At 68.8% G+C, this 16,575-nt stretch carries 12 protein-coding genes and 1 pseudogene; 2 read left to right on the top strand and 11 right to left on the bottom strand.

The genetic code is table 11. From position 1 onward, the window contains the following. The 4 genes and pseudogenes from dtnK to HV701_RS25620 all read right to left on the bottom strand — a co-directional run. A pseudogene (gene dtnK, locus HV701_RS25635) lies at positions 1-660 on the bottom strand (D-threonate kinase); the annotation flags it as partial. Beyond that, on the bottom strand, positions 657-1,685 hold the full coding sequence (locus HV701_RS25630; protein WP_175135814.1) for a 2-keto-3-deoxygluconate permease: 1,029 nt from the start codon (positions 1,683-1,685) through the stop codon (positions 657-659). The gene HV701_RS25630 and the pseudogene dtnK, both read right to left, overlap by 4 nt. A 147-nt stretch (positions 1,686-1,832) precedes the next feature. Continuing rightward, positions 1,833-3,698: an ABC transporter ATP-binding protein gene (locus HV701_RS25625; protein ID WP_175135813.1), complete on the bottom strand. Its 1,866-nt coding sequence runs from the start codon at positions 3,696-3,698 to the stop codon at positions 1,833-1,835. Between the two features lie 71 nt (positions 3,699-3,769). Then, a complete protein-coding gene (locus HV701_RS25620; protein WP_175135812.1) occupies positions 3,770-4,291 on the bottom strand; it encodes a MarR family winged helix-turn-helix transcriptional regulator in 522 nt (173 codons plus the stop codon). A 218-nt stretch (positions 4,292-4,509) separates the two neighbouring features. On the opposite strand from HV701_RS25620, the gene HV701_RS25615 reads away from it, so the two are divergent. Continuing rightward, positions 4,510-5,484, top strand: coding sequence for a Bug family tripartite tricarboxylate transporter substrate binding protein (locus HV701_RS25615; protein ID WP_420809609.1), 975 nt, complete (start codon positions 4,510-4,512; stop codon positions 5,482-5,484). 12 nt (positions 5,485-5,496) lie between these two features. After that, positions 5,497-7,065, top strand: coding sequence for a sulfatase-like hydrolase/transferase (locus tag HV701_RS25610; protein ID WP_175135810.1), 1,569 nt, complete (start codon positions 5,497-5,499; stop codon positions 7,063-7,065). A 74-nt stretch (positions 7,066-7,139) separates the two neighbouring features. On the opposite strand, the gene HV701_RS25605 is transcribed toward HV701_RS25610, so the two are convergent. The 7 genes from HV701_RS25605 to HV701_RS25575 all read right to left on the bottom strand — a co-directional run. Next, a complete protein-coding gene (locus HV701_RS25605) occupies positions 7,140-8,834 on the bottom strand; it encodes an AMP-binding protein (protein ID WP_175135809.1) in 1,695 nt (564 codons plus the stop codon). Positions 8,835-8,836: 2 nt separating this feature from the next. After that, a complete protein-coding gene (locus HV701_RS25600; protein ID WP_175135808.1) occupies positions 8,837-9,433 on the bottom strand; it encodes a chalcone isomerase family protein in 597 nt (198 codons plus the stop codon). Continuing rightward, positions 9,394-9,942, bottom strand: coding sequence for a DUF4442 domain-containing protein (locus HV701_RS25595; RefSeq protein ID WP_175135807.1), 549 nt, complete (start codon positions 9,940-9,942; stop codon positions 9,394-9,396). Before HV701_RS25595 ends, HV701_RS25600 begins: the two co-directional genes overlap by 40 nt. Positions 9,943-9,955: 13 nt before the next feature. After that, the gene (locus tag HV701_RS25590) at positions 9,956-11,155 is read right to left on the bottom strand and encodes an acetyl-CoA C-acyltransferase (protein ID WP_175135806.1); all 1,200 of its coding nucleotides are present in this window, start codon (positions 11,153-11,155) and stop codon (positions 9,956-9,958) included. Between the two features lie 134 nt (positions 11,156-11,289). Beyond that, positions 11,290-13,680, bottom strand: a complete 2,391-nt coding sequence (locus HV701_RS25585; protein WP_175135805.1) for a 3-hydroxyacyl-CoA dehydrogenase/enoyl-CoA hydratase family protein — start codon at positions 13,678-13,680, stop codon at positions 11,290-11,292. A 64-nt stretch (positions 13,681-13,744) separates the two neighbouring features. Beyond that, positions 13,745-15,058, bottom strand: coding sequence for an OmpP1/FadL family transporter (locus HV701_RS25580; protein WP_175135804.1), 1,314 nt, complete (start codon positions 15,056-15,058; stop codon positions 13,745-13,747). Positions 15,059-15,170: 112 nt separating this feature from the next. Next, a partial coding sequence (locus tag HV701_RS25575) for a 3-hydroxyacyl-CoA dehydrogenase family protein (RefSeq protein ID WP_175135803.1) occupies positions 15,171-16,575 on the bottom strand: 1,405 nt, incomplete at its 5' end.

Below are 16,575 nucleotides of genomic sequence, written 5' to 3'. Positions count from 1 at the left end.
CGCCAGGCCGCCCGCGCCCACCGGCAGGGCGCGCGGCCCCAGCAGGCCGATGGCGCGCGCCAGCCGTTCCAGGTCGGCGTCGTCGCGGGCGTCGACCACCACCGTGGCGCCGGCCCGCGCGATGCGCGCGGCCAGCGATTCGGCGGATTCATCGGCCTCGGCCGCGACCTGGGCGCAGCCCAGCAGGGTCGGGATGTGGCTTTCGGTCACGGGCGTGACCGGGTCGGTGGCGGCCGAGGTGGCGGTGACGGGCTGGCCGGCCACCCTGAGCACGCCGTTTTCCACGGTACGGCCAGTGGCGGGAAACGCCGGGCAGACCACCGCGATGGCGTCCTCGCCCCAGGCCTCGCGCGCCGCGTCGATCTCGGCCTTGAAGGCGCCGCGCAGCGTCGAGTCCACTTTTTTGTACAGGCGCGTGACGCCGGCGGCGCGCAGCAGTTCGACGTTGCGCCGGATCACCGCGCCCGCTTGCGCGGCCGGCAGGGCGCGGCTGTGGGTGGTGACCGCCAGCACGTCGACGTCGTCGGCGGCCGGCGCCGCCAGCGCCTCGTGGGCGCCGTCGATCGACAGGCGCGTGGTCCAGCCGGCGCGCACGAATTGCACGGCGGTGTCGCCGGAGCCGGTCAGGTCGTCGGCGACGATGGCGATGGCGGGATTCAAAGGGCCTCCCCGCGCGCCTCGCGGTAGTTGCCGCCCGAGCCGGCGTCGCTGGCGTCTTCGGACTTGAGTTCGCCGGCGCGCTTGAGGAAGAACGAGGCCAGCAACGGCGCCAGGATGGAACTGATCAGCACACACGCGGCGACCTGTGCGGTGGCGGTCGAGACGTATTGCTGGAAGTTGGGGTCGGCGGCCGCGACCACGGCGGGGGTGGCGATGGCGTTGCCGGCGGTGGTGCCGGCGGCGAAACCCAGGCCGCTCTTGCCGCCGCGGCGCAGGATCAGGCGATAGCCCAGGTAGACCAGGCCGCCGGTGATGGGGCTGATGATCAGGCCCAGGATCAGGCCGCTGATGCCGCCGTTGACCACGGCGCCCAGGTTGATGCCGGTGCCCAGCGCGAAGGCGAAGAACGGAATCACGATGTTGGGCACGGGCTTGAGCACGTCGCGCCACTTGGGGTCGAGGTTGCCGACCACCACGCCCAGCAGGAACGGCACCAGCGCGGCGACCAGGGCGATCATGGGGATGTCGGCCAGGCCCGAGGCGCCCAGGAACAGCAGGCTGAAGAAGGGGCCGTCGTTGACCGCGCTGGCGACGTAGGCGCCGCGGTCGCGGGCGTCGCCGTACTGGCCGGTGTAGGCGAGCCACAGGCCGCCGTTGCTGTTGTCGAAGGCCGCCAGCAGGGCCAGGATCGACACGCCCAGCACGCCGTTCAGGCCGACATAGCTGCCCAGGATGATGATGAGGGTGGCGGGCACCAGGGTCTTCATCAGCAGGATGGTGCCGGCGGTGGCCAGGATCGGGCCGCCGGTGCGGGCGTTGACGTGGGTACCGGTGGCGAAGATCAGCAATGCGATCAGCGGCAGGGCGCTGTTCTTGAACAGGGCGGTGGTGAAGCCGCCGATGGCCAGCGCGTCGGGCGCGAAGGTGCCGAGCAGCGAGCCCAGGATCAGCGGTACCAGCATCAGGCCGCCGGGGATTTTCTGCATCGTGCCAAAGAAGGGCGAACGGGTGGTTTCGGTCGTCACAATCGGAGTCTCCAGGGGGATTTTCTCGCGGCGCAGACGTTCATGTGCGTCTGTCAGGGGGTTGAAAGCCGCCAGTGTACACCTGTACGTACAGCATGTACGTACAGGGTATCCCCTGTGGCGAATCCGCGACGGACGGCGCGTGGATCAATCCAGGCCGACAAAGCCTCCGGTCTGGTGGCTCCACAGCCGGGCGTACAGCCCGCCCTGGGCGATCAGGCCAGCGTGGCTGCCGGACTCGACGATACGGCCGCCGTCCAGCACCACCAGCCGGTCCATGCGGGCGATGGTGGACAGGCGATGGGCGATGGCGATGACGGTCTTGCCGCGCATCAGCGCCTCCAGGCTTTCCTGGATCGCGGCCTCGACTTCGGAATCCAGCGCCGAGGTGGCTTCGTCCAGGATCAGGATGGGCGCGTCCTTGAGCAGCACGCGGGCGATGGCGATGCGCTGACGTTGGCCGCCCGACAGCTTGACGCCGCGTTCGCCGACGTGGGCGTCCAGGCCGCGGCGGCCGTCGCCGTCGACCAGCGTGTCGATGAATTCGGCGGCGCGGGCACGGTCGATGGCATCGCGCAACTGGGCGTCGGTGGCGTCGGGCCGGCCATACAGCAGGTTGTCGCGGATCGAGCGGTGCAGCAGCGAGGTGTCCTGGGTGACCACGCCGATCTGCGAGCGCAGGCTTTCCTGGGTGACGCCAGCGATGTCCTGGCCGTCGATCAGGATGCGGCCGCCTTCCAGGTCGTACAGGCGCAGCAGCACGTTGACCAGGGTCGACTTGCCGGCGCCGGACGGGCCGATCAGGCCGATCTTCTCGCCAGCGTGCACGGTCAGGTCCAGGTGCGGGATGATCGGGCGGCGGCTGCCGTAATGGAACGACACGTCCTCGAAACGCACTTCGCCCCGCGTGATGCGCAAGGGCACGGCGCCGGGCCGGTCGAGCACCTGGCGCGGCTGCGAGATGGTGGCCAGGCCATCCTGCACGATGCCGACGTTTTCCGAGATGCCGTTCACTTCCCACATGATCCAGGCCGACATGTTGTTGATGCGGATCACCAGGCCCAGCGCCAGCGTGATCGCGCCCAGGCTGATGCTGCCGATGCTCCACAGCCACAGCGCCAGGCCGGCGGTGCTGGCGATCAGGATGCCGTTGAGCGTGTTGATGGAGACGTCCATGGCGGTGATGACGCGGGTCGACAGGCGCTGCTTTTCGGTTTGCTCGGTCATGGCCTGGCGCGCGTAGTCTTCCTCGCGGCGGGCGTGGGCGAACAGCTTGAGCGTGGCGATGTTGGTGTAGCCGTCGACGATGCGGCCCATCAATTTGGAGCGCGCCTCGGAGGCGATGACGGCGCGCGCCTGCATGCGCGGCACGAAGTACGCCAGCATGCCGCAGTAGATGGCGATCCACAGCACCAGCGGAATTACCAGGCGCCAGTCGGCCTCGGCGAACAGGTAGAGCGCGCTGGCCGCGTAGAGGATCACGTGCCATAGCGCATCCACCGATTGCACGGCCGAATCGCGCAGTGAATTGCCGGTCTGCAGCACGCGGTTGGCGACGCGGCCGGCGAAGTCATTATGGAAGAACGCCAGGCCCTGGTTGAGCACGTAGCGGTGGTTCTGCCAGCGCACCAGGGTGGTCAGGCTGGGCGAGACGGTCTGATGCGACAGCAGGTCATGCGCCGCGATCGACAGCGGCCGCAGCACCATCACCACGAAGGCCATCCATGCCAGCGTGTAGGCGTGTTCGCGGAAGAAGTCGGCCGGCGGGGTGTGCTGCGCCATGTCGACCAGGTCCGCCAGGAAGCTGAACAACGCCACTTCCACCAGCGCGCCCGCCAGGCCCACCAGCAGCAGGATGGCGAAGATTGGCCAGACTTGCCACAGATAGTAGGCGTAAAAGCGCAGCACCCGCCCCGGCGGGGTGATGTCGGGGGCCTCCCGGAACGGGTCGATCAGGTTTTCGAAGTAACGAAAGACGGGATTCGCGACGGGGTCTGGTTTGGCGCCGGGCATGAGGGATCCAGGAAAGGAGGCCGCCCAAGCGTATCAGGGTAACCCCTTGAAAATAAAGGGGCTGGACGCCGTCATCCGTATTGCGCGCGCCGCGTTCCCCCTTCGCGGCGGCTGGCCTTTTCCGCCACGATGTTGTCCTGCGCCATGCGCCGGCCGCGTTCCCCGATGCGGCCCAGCAGGTCGCGCAGCAAGGCGACCTCGGCCGCGTCCAGGTCCTGCACCAGCAGGTCGTTCAGGCGCATGACTTCGGGCAGCAGGGCCCGGTAGCGGTCCAGGCCTTCCGCCGTGGCCTGGATCCGCGCCACGCGGCGGTCGGCCGGGTCGGGCAGGCGTTGCAGCCAGCCCTTCTGGCACAGCGCGCCCAGCGTGCGCGAGGTGCGCGCCAGATCGAGCCTGGCGGCGGCGGCCAGTTCGGCCGAGGTCATGATGCCGCCCTCGACCGCGCATGCCAGCAGGCGCCATTCGCGCCGGGTAATGCCGAAACGGCCTTCGCACAGGCGCACGAAGACGGGGTTGGACTGGGCCCAGGCCTGGTACAGCTGGTACATCAGCATCCCGGCCAGGGGGTGTTCGACGGGGTCTTGGGGGGGCATTGTCGTCTCCTGCCAACGGCGTGCGCCGTGTCTGTCGCGCTGCGTTCATGGCGCGGCGCATATCGTTATGGTGAGTATTGGCAGTCCATATCGTTATGGCAAGTACTGGATTAGATCAAGCAATCTCCCCGGCGCTACAGTCGTTGCGCCGATCCAGGCTATGGCCCGACATGCAGAAACATAACCGACAGCGGGCCGCTGTCACCAGGGAGACAACTGTGCGAAATTGGATATCCTGTGCCGCGTTCGCGGCGCTCGCGGCGGTTTCAGCCGCGCCGGCCTGTGCCCAGCAGGCGCCGCTGGACGGCGCCTTGACCATCGTGGTGGGTTATCCGCCGGGCGGCAGCTCCGACCGCATCGCCCGCCTGGTGGCCGACCGTCTCAAGGAGCGCCTGGGCGTGACGGTGGTGGTCGAGAACAAGACCGGCGCCGGCGGCCGGATCGCGGCGCAGAGCCTGCATGTCCAGGCCGAGCGCCAGAATGTGCTGATGCTGGCCAATCCCGCGGTGATGGTGGTGGCGCCGCTGGTGTATGCCGAGCCGGGCTACGACGCCCGCAAGGATTTCAAGCCGGTGTCGCTGGTCAGCCGCTACAAGTTCGCGCTGGCCGTGTCGGCCAGTTCGCCCATCCACGACATCGCTGCGCTGCGCAGTTGGCTGCGCGAGCATCCGCGCGACTTCACGGTGGGCGTGCCGGCCACCGGCAGCCTGCCGCATTTCTTCGCCCTGATGCTGGGCCGCGCCATCGAGCAGAAGCCTGAGGTGGTGGGGTACCGCGGTTCCGCGCCGCTGATCTCCGAACTGATCGGCGGCATCCTGCCGCAGGCCGTGGACACGCTCGACACGCTGCTGCCGCAGCATCAGGGCGGCAAGATCCGCATCCTGGCGACCTCGGGCGAGGCGCGCGATCCGCAGCTGCCTGACGTGCCCACGTTCCGCCAGGCCGGCATCGACCTGGCGGCGGATGGCTGGAATGCGTTCTTCGCTCCGGCCTCGATGGCTCCGGCCAAGGTCGAGCGGCTGGGCAAGGATATCGCCGCGGTGATGAATGAGCCGGCGATGCAGCGCGCGGTGCGCGCCGCCTATCTGGAGCCGGTGTCGGCCGATGTCGCCGTCACCACCCGCGAGCTGGATGCGTATCGCAATCAATGGGAGCCGGTGGTGCGTGCTTCCGGTTTCACGGCGACGCAATAGGAGCGGACAGCAATGAGCACGGTGCAGAATGTGTTGTTCATCATGGCCGACCAGTTGCGGGCGGACCATCTGAGCTGCTATGGCCACCCCTATCTGCAGACGCCCTGCCTTGACGCGCTGGCCGCGCGCGGCGCGCGTTTCGAGCGGGCCTTCGTCAATTCCGGCGTGTGCGGCCCGTCGCGCATGAGCTATTACACGGGGCGCTATCCGTCGCGCCACGGCGCTACCTGGAACCGGGTGCCGCTGTCGGTCAACGAGATCACGCTGGGCGAATACCTGGCGGGGCAGGGGCGCGACCTGGCGCTGGCGGGCAAGACCCACGTCATTCCCGACAAGGCCGGCATGGAGCGCCTGTCGATCGACGGCGCCTCCGAGCTGGGCGCGCTGCTGTCGCGCGGCGGTTTCACCGAGGTCGACCGCTATGACGGCCATCACGAACCCGGCGCGGAAAGCGGTTATCCCGCCTTCCTGCGCAGCCAGGGCTATGACAGCGCCGACCCCTGGACCGACTACGTCATCGCCGGCGTCGATGCGCAGGGCCAGGTGGTCAGCGGCTGGAACATGCGCAACGCGCACCTGCCGTCGCGCGTGGCCGAGCCGCATTCCGAAACCGCCTACATGACCGACCAGGCGCTGCGTTTCATGCAGCAGCGGGGCGGCCAGCCCTGGGTGCTGCACCTGAGCTACGTCAAGCCGCACTGGCCCTACATGGCGCCGGCGCCCTACCACCAGCGCTATACGGCCGACCAGTGCCTGCCGGTGCGCCGCAACCGCGAGGAACTGGCCGGCGCGCATCCGGTGGTGGCGGCCTATCGCCAGCACGAGGAAAGCGTCAGCTTCTCGACCGACGAATGCGTGCGCGTGGTGCGCCCCGCCTACCAGGGCCTGATCCGCCAGCTCGACGACCACCTGGGCCGGTTGTTCGACTACATGGAAGGCGCCGGCCTGATGCGCAACACGCTGATCGTGTTCACGGCCGACCACGGCGACTTCCTGGGCGACCACTGGCTGGGCGAGAAGGAACTGTTCTACGACACCGTGCAGCGGGTGCCGTTCATCGTCATGGACCCGTCGGCGGCGGCCGATGCGACGCGCGGCCAGGCGTTGGCGGACATGGTGGAAAGCGTGGACCTGGTGCCGACGGTGCTGCGCGCGCTGGACGCGCCGCGGCCGTGGCACCGGCTGGAAGGACGCGAATTGCAGACCGTGCTGCATGGCCGTGGCGCCAGCGAGCCGTGGCGCGATTGCGTATTCTCGGAACTGGACTACAGCTTCCGCCAGGCGCGGCTGCTGCGCGGCAAGACACCGCAGAACGCGCGCGCCTGGTCGGTGCGCACCGACCGCTGGCGCTACGTCTACTGGCTGGACGAGCCCGAGCAACTGTTTGACCTGCACGCCGATCCCGACGAATTCCAGGACCTGGGCACCAGCATCGCGCATGCGCCGGTGCGGGCGCAACTGCGCGAGCGTTTGCTGGACTGGATGTTGCGCGGCAAGCGCCGCACCACCATGAGCGACGCGGCGATCGAGCAGGGAACCAACGCGCACAAGCGCGCCGGGGTGTTTTTCGGACAGTGGTGAGGCAGAGCGGCCGCGGGGCGCATCCGCGCCGCCGGGGGCGGCCGGCGCAAGGCGCCTTCGCGTGCCGGCGGGCGCTAGGCGCCCGCGGTGTCCTTGCGCGGCGCCTCGGCCGTGGCCTGCTTGAGTTCGCGCCGCAGGATCTTGCCGACGTTGGTGCGTGGCAGCTCATCGCGGAACTCGATGTAGCGCGGCACCTTGTAGCCGGTGAGCTGGGTGCGGCAGTGCGCGATCAGCGTCTCGGCGTCCAGGTCGGGATCCTTGCGGATCACGAATAGCTTGACTGCCTCGCCGGAGCGCTCGTCGGGCACGCCGATGGCCGCCACTTCGCGCACGCCCGGGTGCAGCGCCGCCGCGTCCTCGACTTCGTTGGGATAGACGTTGAAGCCGGACACCAGGATCATGTCCTTCTTGCGGTCGACCAGGAACACATAGCCGGCCTCGTCCACGTAGCCGATGTCGCCGGTGCGCAGGTAGCCGTCGGGCGTCATCACCTGCGCGGTCTCGTCGGGCCGGTTCCAGTAGCCTTGCGTTACCTGGGGCCCGCGCACGCAGATCTCGCCGCGTTCGCCCACGCCCAGCTCGCGTCCTTCGTCGTCGCGGATCGACAGGTCGGTCGACGGCACCGGCAGGCCGATCGAGCCGGTGAACACCTTCACGTCCAGCGGATTGATGGTCACCGCCGGCGAGGTCTCGGTCAGCCCATAGGCCTGGGCCAGCGAGCGGCCGGTGACCGCCAGCCAGCGCTCGGCCACGGCGCGCTGCACCGCCATGCCGCCGCCCATGGTCAGGCGCAGGTGCGAGAAATCCAGTTTGGCGAAGTCCGGATGGTTGAGCAGGGCGTTGAACAGGGTATTGACGCCGGTGAAGGCGCTGAAGGGCACCTTGGCCATTTCCTTGATCAGCCCGCCGATGTCGCGCGGATTGATGATCAGCAGGTTGCTGGCGCCGATCTTCATGTAGGCCAGGCAGTTCGCCGTGAGCGCGAAGATATGGTAGAGCGGCAGCGCCGTGATGATGCATTCCTCGCCGTCCTTGACCCACGGCTTGATCCAGGCGTGGGCCTGGGTCACGTTGGCGGCGAGGTTGCCGTGAGTCAGCATGGCGGCCTTGGCCACGCCGGTGGTGCCGCCGGTGTATTGCAGGCAGGCCAGGTCGTCCTGGGTCAGGGTGACCTCCTCGAACGGCAGGTCGCGTCCGGCCCGCAGCGCCGTGCCCAGGCGGATGGCGGAGGGAATCGACCAGGCCGGCACCATGCGCTTGACCCGCCGCACCACGAAGTCGACCAGGCGGCCCTTGAGCGGGCCGAGCAGTTCGCCGATCGAGGTTACCAGCACCTTTTCGACGGGTGCGTTGGGCAGCGCCTTTTGCAGCGTGGCGGCGAAGTTGTCCGCCACCACGATGGCGCGCGCGCCGGAGTCGGCCAGCTGGTGTTCCAGTTCGTGCGCGGTGTAGAGCGGGTTGCAATTGACCACGGTGCAGCCGGCGCGCAGCGTGCCGAACAGGCACACCGGGTATTGCAGCAGGTTGGGCATCATCAGCGCCACGCGGTCGCCCTTGCGCAAGCCGTTGGCGTGCAGCCAGGCGGCGAAGTCGCGCGTCAGGCGGTCGAGTTCGGCGTAGGTCAGGGTCTTGCCCATGCTCAGGTACGCCGGCTTGTCGGCGAACCGCCGGTAGCTGTCGCGGGCAATCGAGACCAACGTGGTGGCGCGGTCGAGTTCGATGTCCTTGGGGATGCCCGGGGGGTAGCTCTTTTGCCAGATTCGTTCCATTTTCAAGGGGCTCCCAGCAGGGCTTTTTTGAGGGAGGATTGGGCCGGGTCGTCGCCCAGCCAGACGCGCAGCAGCGCGCGGCCGAAGGCCGGGTCGTCGATGCGGCCGCGCGGCTTGCCGTTGTCGGTGATCGCGACGCCACGGGCGTCGAAGTCCAGGTCGATGACGTCGCCTTCGCGGGCCGAGCCGATCTCGGCCATCAGCGCCGACAGGCGGGCCGCGGAGGGTTGCAGGGCGGCCAGTTCCGCTTTGGGGGTGTTGTCGCGCAATCCGTCCTGCAGCGCCGCGTCCAGGCTCTTGCTGTCGACATCGCGCAAGAGCTGCAGCCGCATGCGGCGCGGTTCGTCGCTGTTGATCAAGGCCGCTGCGTCCTGGCTCCTGGCGCTGGCATACAGCGCCGCCACGTAGACCTTGACGATGAACTTGGTGCGCAGGCCGGCGCCGTTCAGCACCAGCGCATGGCCGTCTTCGGCCAACTGCCCGGGCACGCGCACGCCGGCGACCTCCACATCGGCGGCCAGCGCGGGGCCTGCCACCAGGCAGGCGGCCATGATCAGGCTCAGGGCGGCGGCGCGCCCTCCGGGGGTGATGTCACGCATGGGTCTCCTCCTGTCGTTTTCTGCTTGTAGTACTTCTTGTCGGCGATGTAGATCGTGCGTTCCACGACGGCATAGACGACACCGTCCTTGTCTTTCAATTCCACGGCGTATGTCCGGGTGGTCTCGTGGTCGCGCGCCAGGATGGCGCGTATCTCCGCGATTTCTCCCGGCGGCAGCCGGAAGTCCACATACAGCGTGGTGTAGGCGGGCTTGCGGTAGCGGATGGACGCGGCCTTGTCCCACACGATGTGGTCCGCGCCGAGCGCGGCCATCAGCATGGTGGGATGGGCGCCGTCGGTCACCGCGAACAGCGAGCCGCCGTACATGGACCCCACAATATTGCGCGTGCGCCGCAGCAAGGGCAGCTTGATGCGGATGTGCTGAAAATCCTGCGATACATACAGCACCCGTCCGCCGGTGGCGCGAAACGCCGGATGCAGGTTGAATCCCACCCGCATCAGGCGCGCGCGCCAGGCCGGCGACAGGCGTTTGAACCAATAGGGCTTCACCGCCTTGTCCGGGTTACATCGCTTCGAACAGGCCGGCCGCGCCCATGCCGGTGCCGATGCACATGGTCACCATGCCGTACTTGCCGCCAGTGCGGCGCAGGCCATGCAGCAGCGTGGCGGTGCGGATCGCGCCGGTCGCGCCCAGCGGATGGCCCAGCGCGATGGCGCCGCCCAGCGGGTTGATCTTGGACGGATCGAGCTTGAGTTCGCGGATCACCGCCAGCGATTGCGCGGCGAAGGCCTCGTTCAGTTCGATCCAGTCCAGGTCGTCCTGGGCGATGCCGGCGCGGGCCAACACCTTGGGGATGGCGGCCATGGGGCCGATGCCCATGATTTCCGGCGGCACCCCGGCCACCGAGTAGCTGACAAAGCGCGCCAACGGGCTGAGGTTGAATTCGCGCAGCACGCGCTCGGACACCAGCACCACGGCGGCGGCGCCGTCGGACATCTGCGAGCTGTTGCCGGCGGTGACGCTGCCGCGCGCGGCGAACACGGGCTTGAGCCGCGCCAGGCCTTCGGCGGTGGTGTCGGGGCGCGGGCCTTCGTCGACCTCGACCAGGCGGCGGGTTTCGCGCACGTCGCCCTTGGGCCCGCCGGGCAGGCGCGTCACCACCTCGAACGGCGTGGTCTCGGCGCGGAAGTGGCCGGCGGCGATGGCGGCGTTGGCCTTCTGCTGCGATTCCAGCGCGAAGGCGTCCTGGTCTTCGCGCGACACCTTCCATTGCTCGGCCACTTTCTCGCCGGTCAGGCCCATGCCGAAGGCCATGCCGACGTTCTCGGGATGCGAGAAGATGGCCGGATTGAGCGACACCTTGTTGCCCATGATCTGCGGCATGGCGCTCATGGACTCGGTGCCCGAGCCGATCATGATGTCGACCTCGCCGCTGCGGATGCGGGCGGCGGCGTCGGCCACGGCCTGCAGGCCCGAGGCGCAGAAGCGGTTGACGGTGACGCCGGCCACGCTCTGCGGCAGGCCGGCCAGCAACAGGCCGATGCGCGCCACGTTCATGCCCTGTTCGGCTTCCGGCATGGCGCAGCCGGTGATGACGTCGTCAATGCGCGTCGGCTCCAGCCACGGCGTCTGCTTGAGCACGCCCTGCAGCGCGGCCGCCAGCATGTCGTCGGGCCGGGTAGTGGCGTACACCCCCTTGCGCTTGCCCACCGGCAGCCGCGTCGCCGCAACGATGTAGGCCTCTTGAATCTGCTTGCTCATATCAATTCCTCGTATCCATAACGATCACCCTCTACGCACACCGCGGTCCCCCACCAGCGGGGCCGCGCGGATCCGGCTCCGCCGGTCCGCCACCGGCGCCCCTGGGGGCGGCGCCGAAGGCGCTAGGGGGGGGCCTAATTCCGCAATGGCTTGCCGGTGTCGAGCGTGTGGCGGATGCGGGCCTGGGTTTCGGGGGTGCGCAGCAGCGCCACGAACTCCTTGCGTTCGACCGCCAGCAGCCATTCCTCGTCGACCTTGGCGCCGGTCTCGACCTCGCCGCCGCACAACGCCACCGCGGCGCTGCGCGCCACGCGGTAGTCATGGGCGCTGATCATGCCGCCTTCGCGCATGTTGACCAGCACCATCTCGAAATTGGCGATGCCGTTGCGGCCGGCCACCGGCACGCCCTGCAGCCGAGGCGGCGGCGCGTAGCCGGCGGTGGCCGCGGCGCGGGCCTGGCTGATCGCCACGAACAGCAGTTCGCCGGGATGGAACAGCACGATATCTTGCTGCCGCGCGAAGCCGAGGTCGACGGCCTCGATGGCGCTCTTGGCGACCCGCGCCATGGCGATGGTCTGGAACACCGGTTGCAGGAACGGGAACACCTCGCCGGGCGTGGCGGTGGTGGCCGCCAGCGCCGCGGCGCGGCCGGCGAATTCCTTGCTGCCGCCGCCGGCCGGGATCAGGCCGACGCCGGCCTCGACCAGGCCGATGTAGCTTTCCAGCGCCAGCACGCGGTGCGAGGCATGCATCAGGAATTCACAGCCGCCGCCCAGCGCCATGCCCTGCACGGCCGCCACGGTGGGGATCTGCGCATATTTGAAGGCCTGCGAGGTGCGCTGGAATTTCTCGACGGTGGCTTCCAGCATGTCCCACTGGCCGGCGGCGCAGGCTTCCGATACCTGTTGCAGGTTGGCGCCCACGGCGAACGGGGCATCGTGCCAGATCACCAGGCCGTCGAAGTCGCGTTCGGCGCGGGCCACGGCCTGCAGGATGCCTTCGAGCACCTCGGCGCCCAGCGTGTGATTCTTGGAGGTGACGGAAAGAATGGCGATGCCGGCGTCCACCTCGGGCAGGTTCCACAGGCGCACGCCTTCGTTTTCCCACACGGTGGCGCCACGGTCGTCGGCGCCTTCGCCGAACACGCGCTCGGGGAACAGCTGGCGCTGGTAGACCGGCAGCGCCGAACGCGGCTGCAGCGTGCCGCTGCGGGCGGAATACGAGCCCTGCGGCGTGTGCACGCCCTGGCGGTCGGGCTCCAGGGCCCAGTCCGGCAGCGGCGCATCGCTCATGGCGCGGCCGGCGGCGATGTCCTCGGCCACGGCGCGGGCGATGGCCTGCCAGCCGGCGGCCTGCCAGGTTTCGAATGGGCCCTGGGCCCAGCCGAAGCCCCAGCGCATGGCCAGGTCCAGGTCGCGGGCGTTGTCGGCCACCTGGCCGAGCTGCACGGCGCTGTAGTGGAAGATGTCGCGGAACAGGCTCCACAGGAACTGGGCTTGCGGATGCGCGCTGGCGCGCAGCGCGGCGAAGCGCTTGGCCGGGTCGCGTTCCTTGAGCAGGGCGGCGACGTCGTCGGCCAGCTTGCCGGCGCTGGGACGGTAATCCTGCGCCTGCAGGTCCAGCACCTGGATCTCGCGGCCGGCCTTGCGGTAGACGCCGGCGCCGCTCTTCTGGCCGAGCGCGCCCTTGGAAATCAGGGCCGACAGCCAGGCGGGCAGCGTGAAGTAGCGGTGCCAGGGATCGTCCGGCAGGTTCTTGTCCATGGTGCCGACCACGTGCGCCAGCGTGTCCAGGCCGACCACGTCGGCGGTGCGGTAGGTGGCGCTCTTGGGACGGCCGATCTTCGGGCCGGTGAGGGCGTCGACCTCGTCAAAGCCCAGGCCCAGGCGCTGGGTGTGGTGCATGGCCGCCAGGATCGAGAACACGCCGATGCGGTTGGCGACGAAGTTGGGGGTGTCCAGCGCGCGGATCACGCCCTTGCCCAGGGTGGAGGTCAGCCAGGTTTCGAGCTGGTCCAGCACCGGCGCCTGGGTGTGCGAGGTGGCGATGATCTCCACCAGCCGCATGTAGCGCGGCGGATTGAAGAAGTGGATGCCGCAGAAGCGGTCGCGCAGCGCGGCCGGCAGGGCGTTGGCCAGCGCGTCGATCGACAGGCCGGAGGTATTGGAGGCGATGATGGCGCCGGGCGCCACGTGCGGCGCGATGCGCTCGTACAGCGCGGTCTTCCAGTCCATGCGCTCGGCGATCGCTTCGATGATCAGGTCGCAGCCGCGCAGCTGTTCGATATGGTCGTCGTAGTTGGCCGGGGCGATCAGGGCCAGGCGGGCGGGGCTGGCCAGCGGCGCCGGTTCGAGCTTTTTCAGGCCGGCCAGCGCCTTCTTGACGATGCCGTTGCGGTCGCCCTCGGGCGCGGCCAGGTCGAACAGCGTGACGGGCACGCCGGCATTGGCCAGGTGGGCGGCGATCTGCGCGCCCATGACGCCGGCTCCCAGCACGGCGACGTGTTTGACGACGAACTTGCTCAAGGAAGTCTCCTGAAAATACGGGCCGACGGAGGGTGGGACCGGCCCGCCCTCCGCCCAGGCAGGGCTAGAAACGGGACGACAGTTGCAGCCCGAAGATGTGGCCGCTGCTGTCATAGGTGCCCGCGACGCGGCCCTTCGTCAACGCATTGCCGGACGTGGTGTCGATGTCCGTCTTGCGCAGGTACAGGTAGGTATACCCCAGATCGAGCGTGGTGGTCTTGGTGGCCTGCCATTGCACGCCCGTCGAGAACCAGTAGCGGTCGTTGTCGGGCAGCGAGGTGGGACGGTCTTCGGCCTTGTGGACCGGCGACTGGTCGTAGGCCAGGCCGAACTTCCATTTCCAGGCGGGCGCGAACTTGTAGGTCGTGCCGACGGCGATGCGCCAGGTGTCGCGGAAGTTCAGCGGCAGGTCGTCATCGCGCGCGCCGGTGCCGGAGTTGCGGATCTTCAGGTCGGGAATGCTGCTCCAGCCGGTCCATGAGACGTCGCCCAGCAGTTCCCACTTCTCGTTGAGCTGGTGGGTGGCGCTCAGGATCAGCGTGTCGGGCAGGTCGACCGAGGCCTTGGCGTCGAACGAGACCGACCGGCCGGAGGGGCCGCCGATGTTGTCGATGTCGGTGTCGCCCTTGGCGGTGTGCTTGATCTTGGAGCGGTACGACAGGCCGATGCGGGTGGCGTCGGTGGGTTGCAGCATGAAGCCCACGTTCCAGCCCCAGGCGTCGCCCTTCAGGTTGAGGTCGGCGTCGCCGTTGGTGAAGACGGTGCCGCCGCCGGGCAGCGTTACCGGCACCACGGTCTTCTTCTTGTAGTTGGCGTCGATGTGCTGCCAGTTCACGCCGAAGCCCATCGAGAACTTGTCGTTGACCTTGTAGGCGATCGACGGATTGATGTTGATCGTCTTGATCTCGAACTTGTTCGAGTGGTACTGGCCGGCCCAGTCGTCGTCGTATTCGGTCATCAGGCCGAACGGCGCGCCGATGCCCAGGCCGACGAACCATTTATCGCTCAACTGCCACGAACCGTACAGGTTGGGCACGACGCCGAGGTTGCCGGCATCGCCGCCGTCACCGCCGGTGGGGCGGGTGCCGCCCAGCGCGGTCGGATTGCGGCTGTTGCCGTTATCCGAGAACTTGAACGAGGGCTTGATCAGGTTGACGCCGCCCGAGACATTGATGCCGGGCAGGTAGGTCATGCCAGCCGGGTTGTAATAGATGATGCTGGCGTTTTCCGGATTTGCCGCCGAGCCCGCGTAGGCATTGCCCAGGCCGCTGGCATTCTGCTCCAGGAGCTGAAAGCCGGCGCCATGGGCGGCGCTGGTGGCGCCCAGGCCGACCACAATGGCGGACAGGGTGCTCAGGGACAATAAACGTCTGCTCATGGTACTGCCTCCTCATGTTGGATAGGTATGTCTCTATGGCACTGCCGGTCTCGTCGTCCCGGTCTATCCGGCTCAAGGGGAGGGCCCCAGGCCGGTTTATTTTGCGGCTGCGTCAGCGTGATCCGCCCTGCGCACTGCGACTGCGTTGGTAATGCAGGGGCCCGCCCGTGAACGGCGCGAACCCGGTCCCAAAAATCACGCCGGCATCCGCCAGATCGGCGTCGGCCACCACGCCGGCTTCGACCCGCTCGCGGGTGGCGTCCACCAGCGGCTGGATCAGGCGCTCGGCCAGGCCGGCCGGGGCGCGCGCGCCGGCCTGGCCGGCCTTGACCGGCTTGCCGTCGCGCCAGGTGTAGAAGCCGCGGCCGCTCTTCTTGCCCAGGTCGCCGCGCGCCAGTCTTTCGGTCAGGCAGCGCGGCGGCTCGGCGGCGCCGGCCAGTTGCTGGCCCGCCGCAAGGGCGATGTCCAGGCCGACGGTGTCGGCCAGCTCCAGCGGCCCCATCGGCATGCCGAAATCCACCATTGCTGCATCCACGGTGGCGGGAGTGAGTCCCTCATCGATATTTCGCATGGCCAGCAGCATATACGGAGCGAGCACCGCATTGACGAGGAAACCGGGTGCGTTATGCACCGGTAGGGGCAATTTTCGGACTTGTCCTATGAAGGCGCAGGCGCGCGCCAGCGTGTCCGCGGCGGTGCCGTCGGTATGCACCGCTTCCACCAGCGGCATCTTGGCCACGGGGTTGAAGAAGTGGATGCCGACCAGCCGTTCGGGCCGGGCCAGCCCGGCGCTCAGTGTTTCCAGCGACAGGCTGGAGGTGTTGGTGGCCAGCAGCGCGTCGGCCTTCATGCGCGGCTCCAGCGACTGGTACAGGCCGCGCTTGGCTTCGGGCTGCTCGCTGATGGCTTCGATCACCACGTCGGCCAGCGGCACGCCGTCGCCGGCCGGGTCGGGCACCAGCCGGTCGAAGGCGGCGCGGGCCGCGCGCCGGTCTTTCAGGCGACGCGAGAACAAGGCCGCAGCGCGCTTGATGGCGGGGGCGATGCGGGTCATGTCCTGGTCCTGCAAGGTCACGGTCAGGCCCTGGAGCGCGCACCAGGCGGCGATGTCGCCGCCCATCACGCCGGCGCCGACCACATGCACGTGGCGCACCGGGGCGATGCCGGCCTGGCGGCCGTTGGCCTTGAGGCGTTCCTGCAGCCGGAACACGCGCAGCAGGTTGCGAGCGGTGTCCGAGGCGATGATGGCGTCGATCAGCGCCGGTGCCTGCAAGGCATTGCCGCCATGCTTTTCCCAGATATCGATGATGGCCGGGGCGGCCGGGTAATGGCCGAGCGGGTCCTTGGCCGCGACCTGCTTGCGGGCGCGCTTGGCGGCGACCGCCTTGAGCGGCCAGCGGTTCAGCCAGGCGCCCAGGCCACGCGCGCGGCGTGGCGGCTTGCCCGACAGCACCAGGCCGCGCGCCGCCGCCTGCAGCAGGCGGGTCGGCACGCGCGCGTCCACCAGGCCCAGCGCG

The organism is Achromobacter pulmonis (assembly GCF_902859765.1).
GTDB classification, from domain to species: domain Bacteria; phylum Pseudomonadota; class Gammaproteobacteria; order Burkholderiales; family Burkholderiaceae_B; genus Achromobacter; species Achromobacter pulmonis.
Note: the sequence above shows the minus strand (reverse complement) of the source record. Positions and strands in the feature narration are given on the sequence as shown.

Bases quoted from the DNA above. Each gene is read 5' to 3' on its own strand.
- HV701_RS25620 (WP_175135812.1), bottom strand. From the start codon at position 4,291: ATGCCCCCCCAAGACCCCGTCGAACACCCCCTGGCCGGGATGCTGATG.
- HV701_RS25625 (WP_175135813.1), bottom strand. From the start codon at position 3,698: ATGCCCGGCGCCAAACCAGACCCCGTCGCGAATCCCGTCTTTCGTTAC.
- HV701_RS25600 (WP_175135808.1), bottom strand. From the start codon at position 9,433: ATGCGTGACATCACCCCCGGAGGGCGCGCCGCCGCCCTGAGCCTGATC.
- HV701_RS25610 (WP_175135810.1), top strand. From the start codon at position 5,497: ATGAGCACGGTGCAGAATGTGTTGTTCATCATGGCCGACCAGTTGCGG.
- HV701_RS25605 (WP_175135809.1), bottom strand. From the start codon at position 8,834: ATGGAACGAATCTGGCAAAAGAGCTACCCCCCGGGCATCCCCAAGGAC.
- HV701_RS25580 (WP_175135804.1), bottom strand. From the start codon at position 15,058: ATGAGCAGACGTTTATTGTCCCTGAGCACCCTGTCCGCCATTGTGGTC.
- HV701_RS25590 (WP_175135806.1), bottom strand. From the start codon at position 11,155: ATGAGCAAGCAGATTCAAGAGGCCTACATCGTTGCGGCGACGCGGCTG.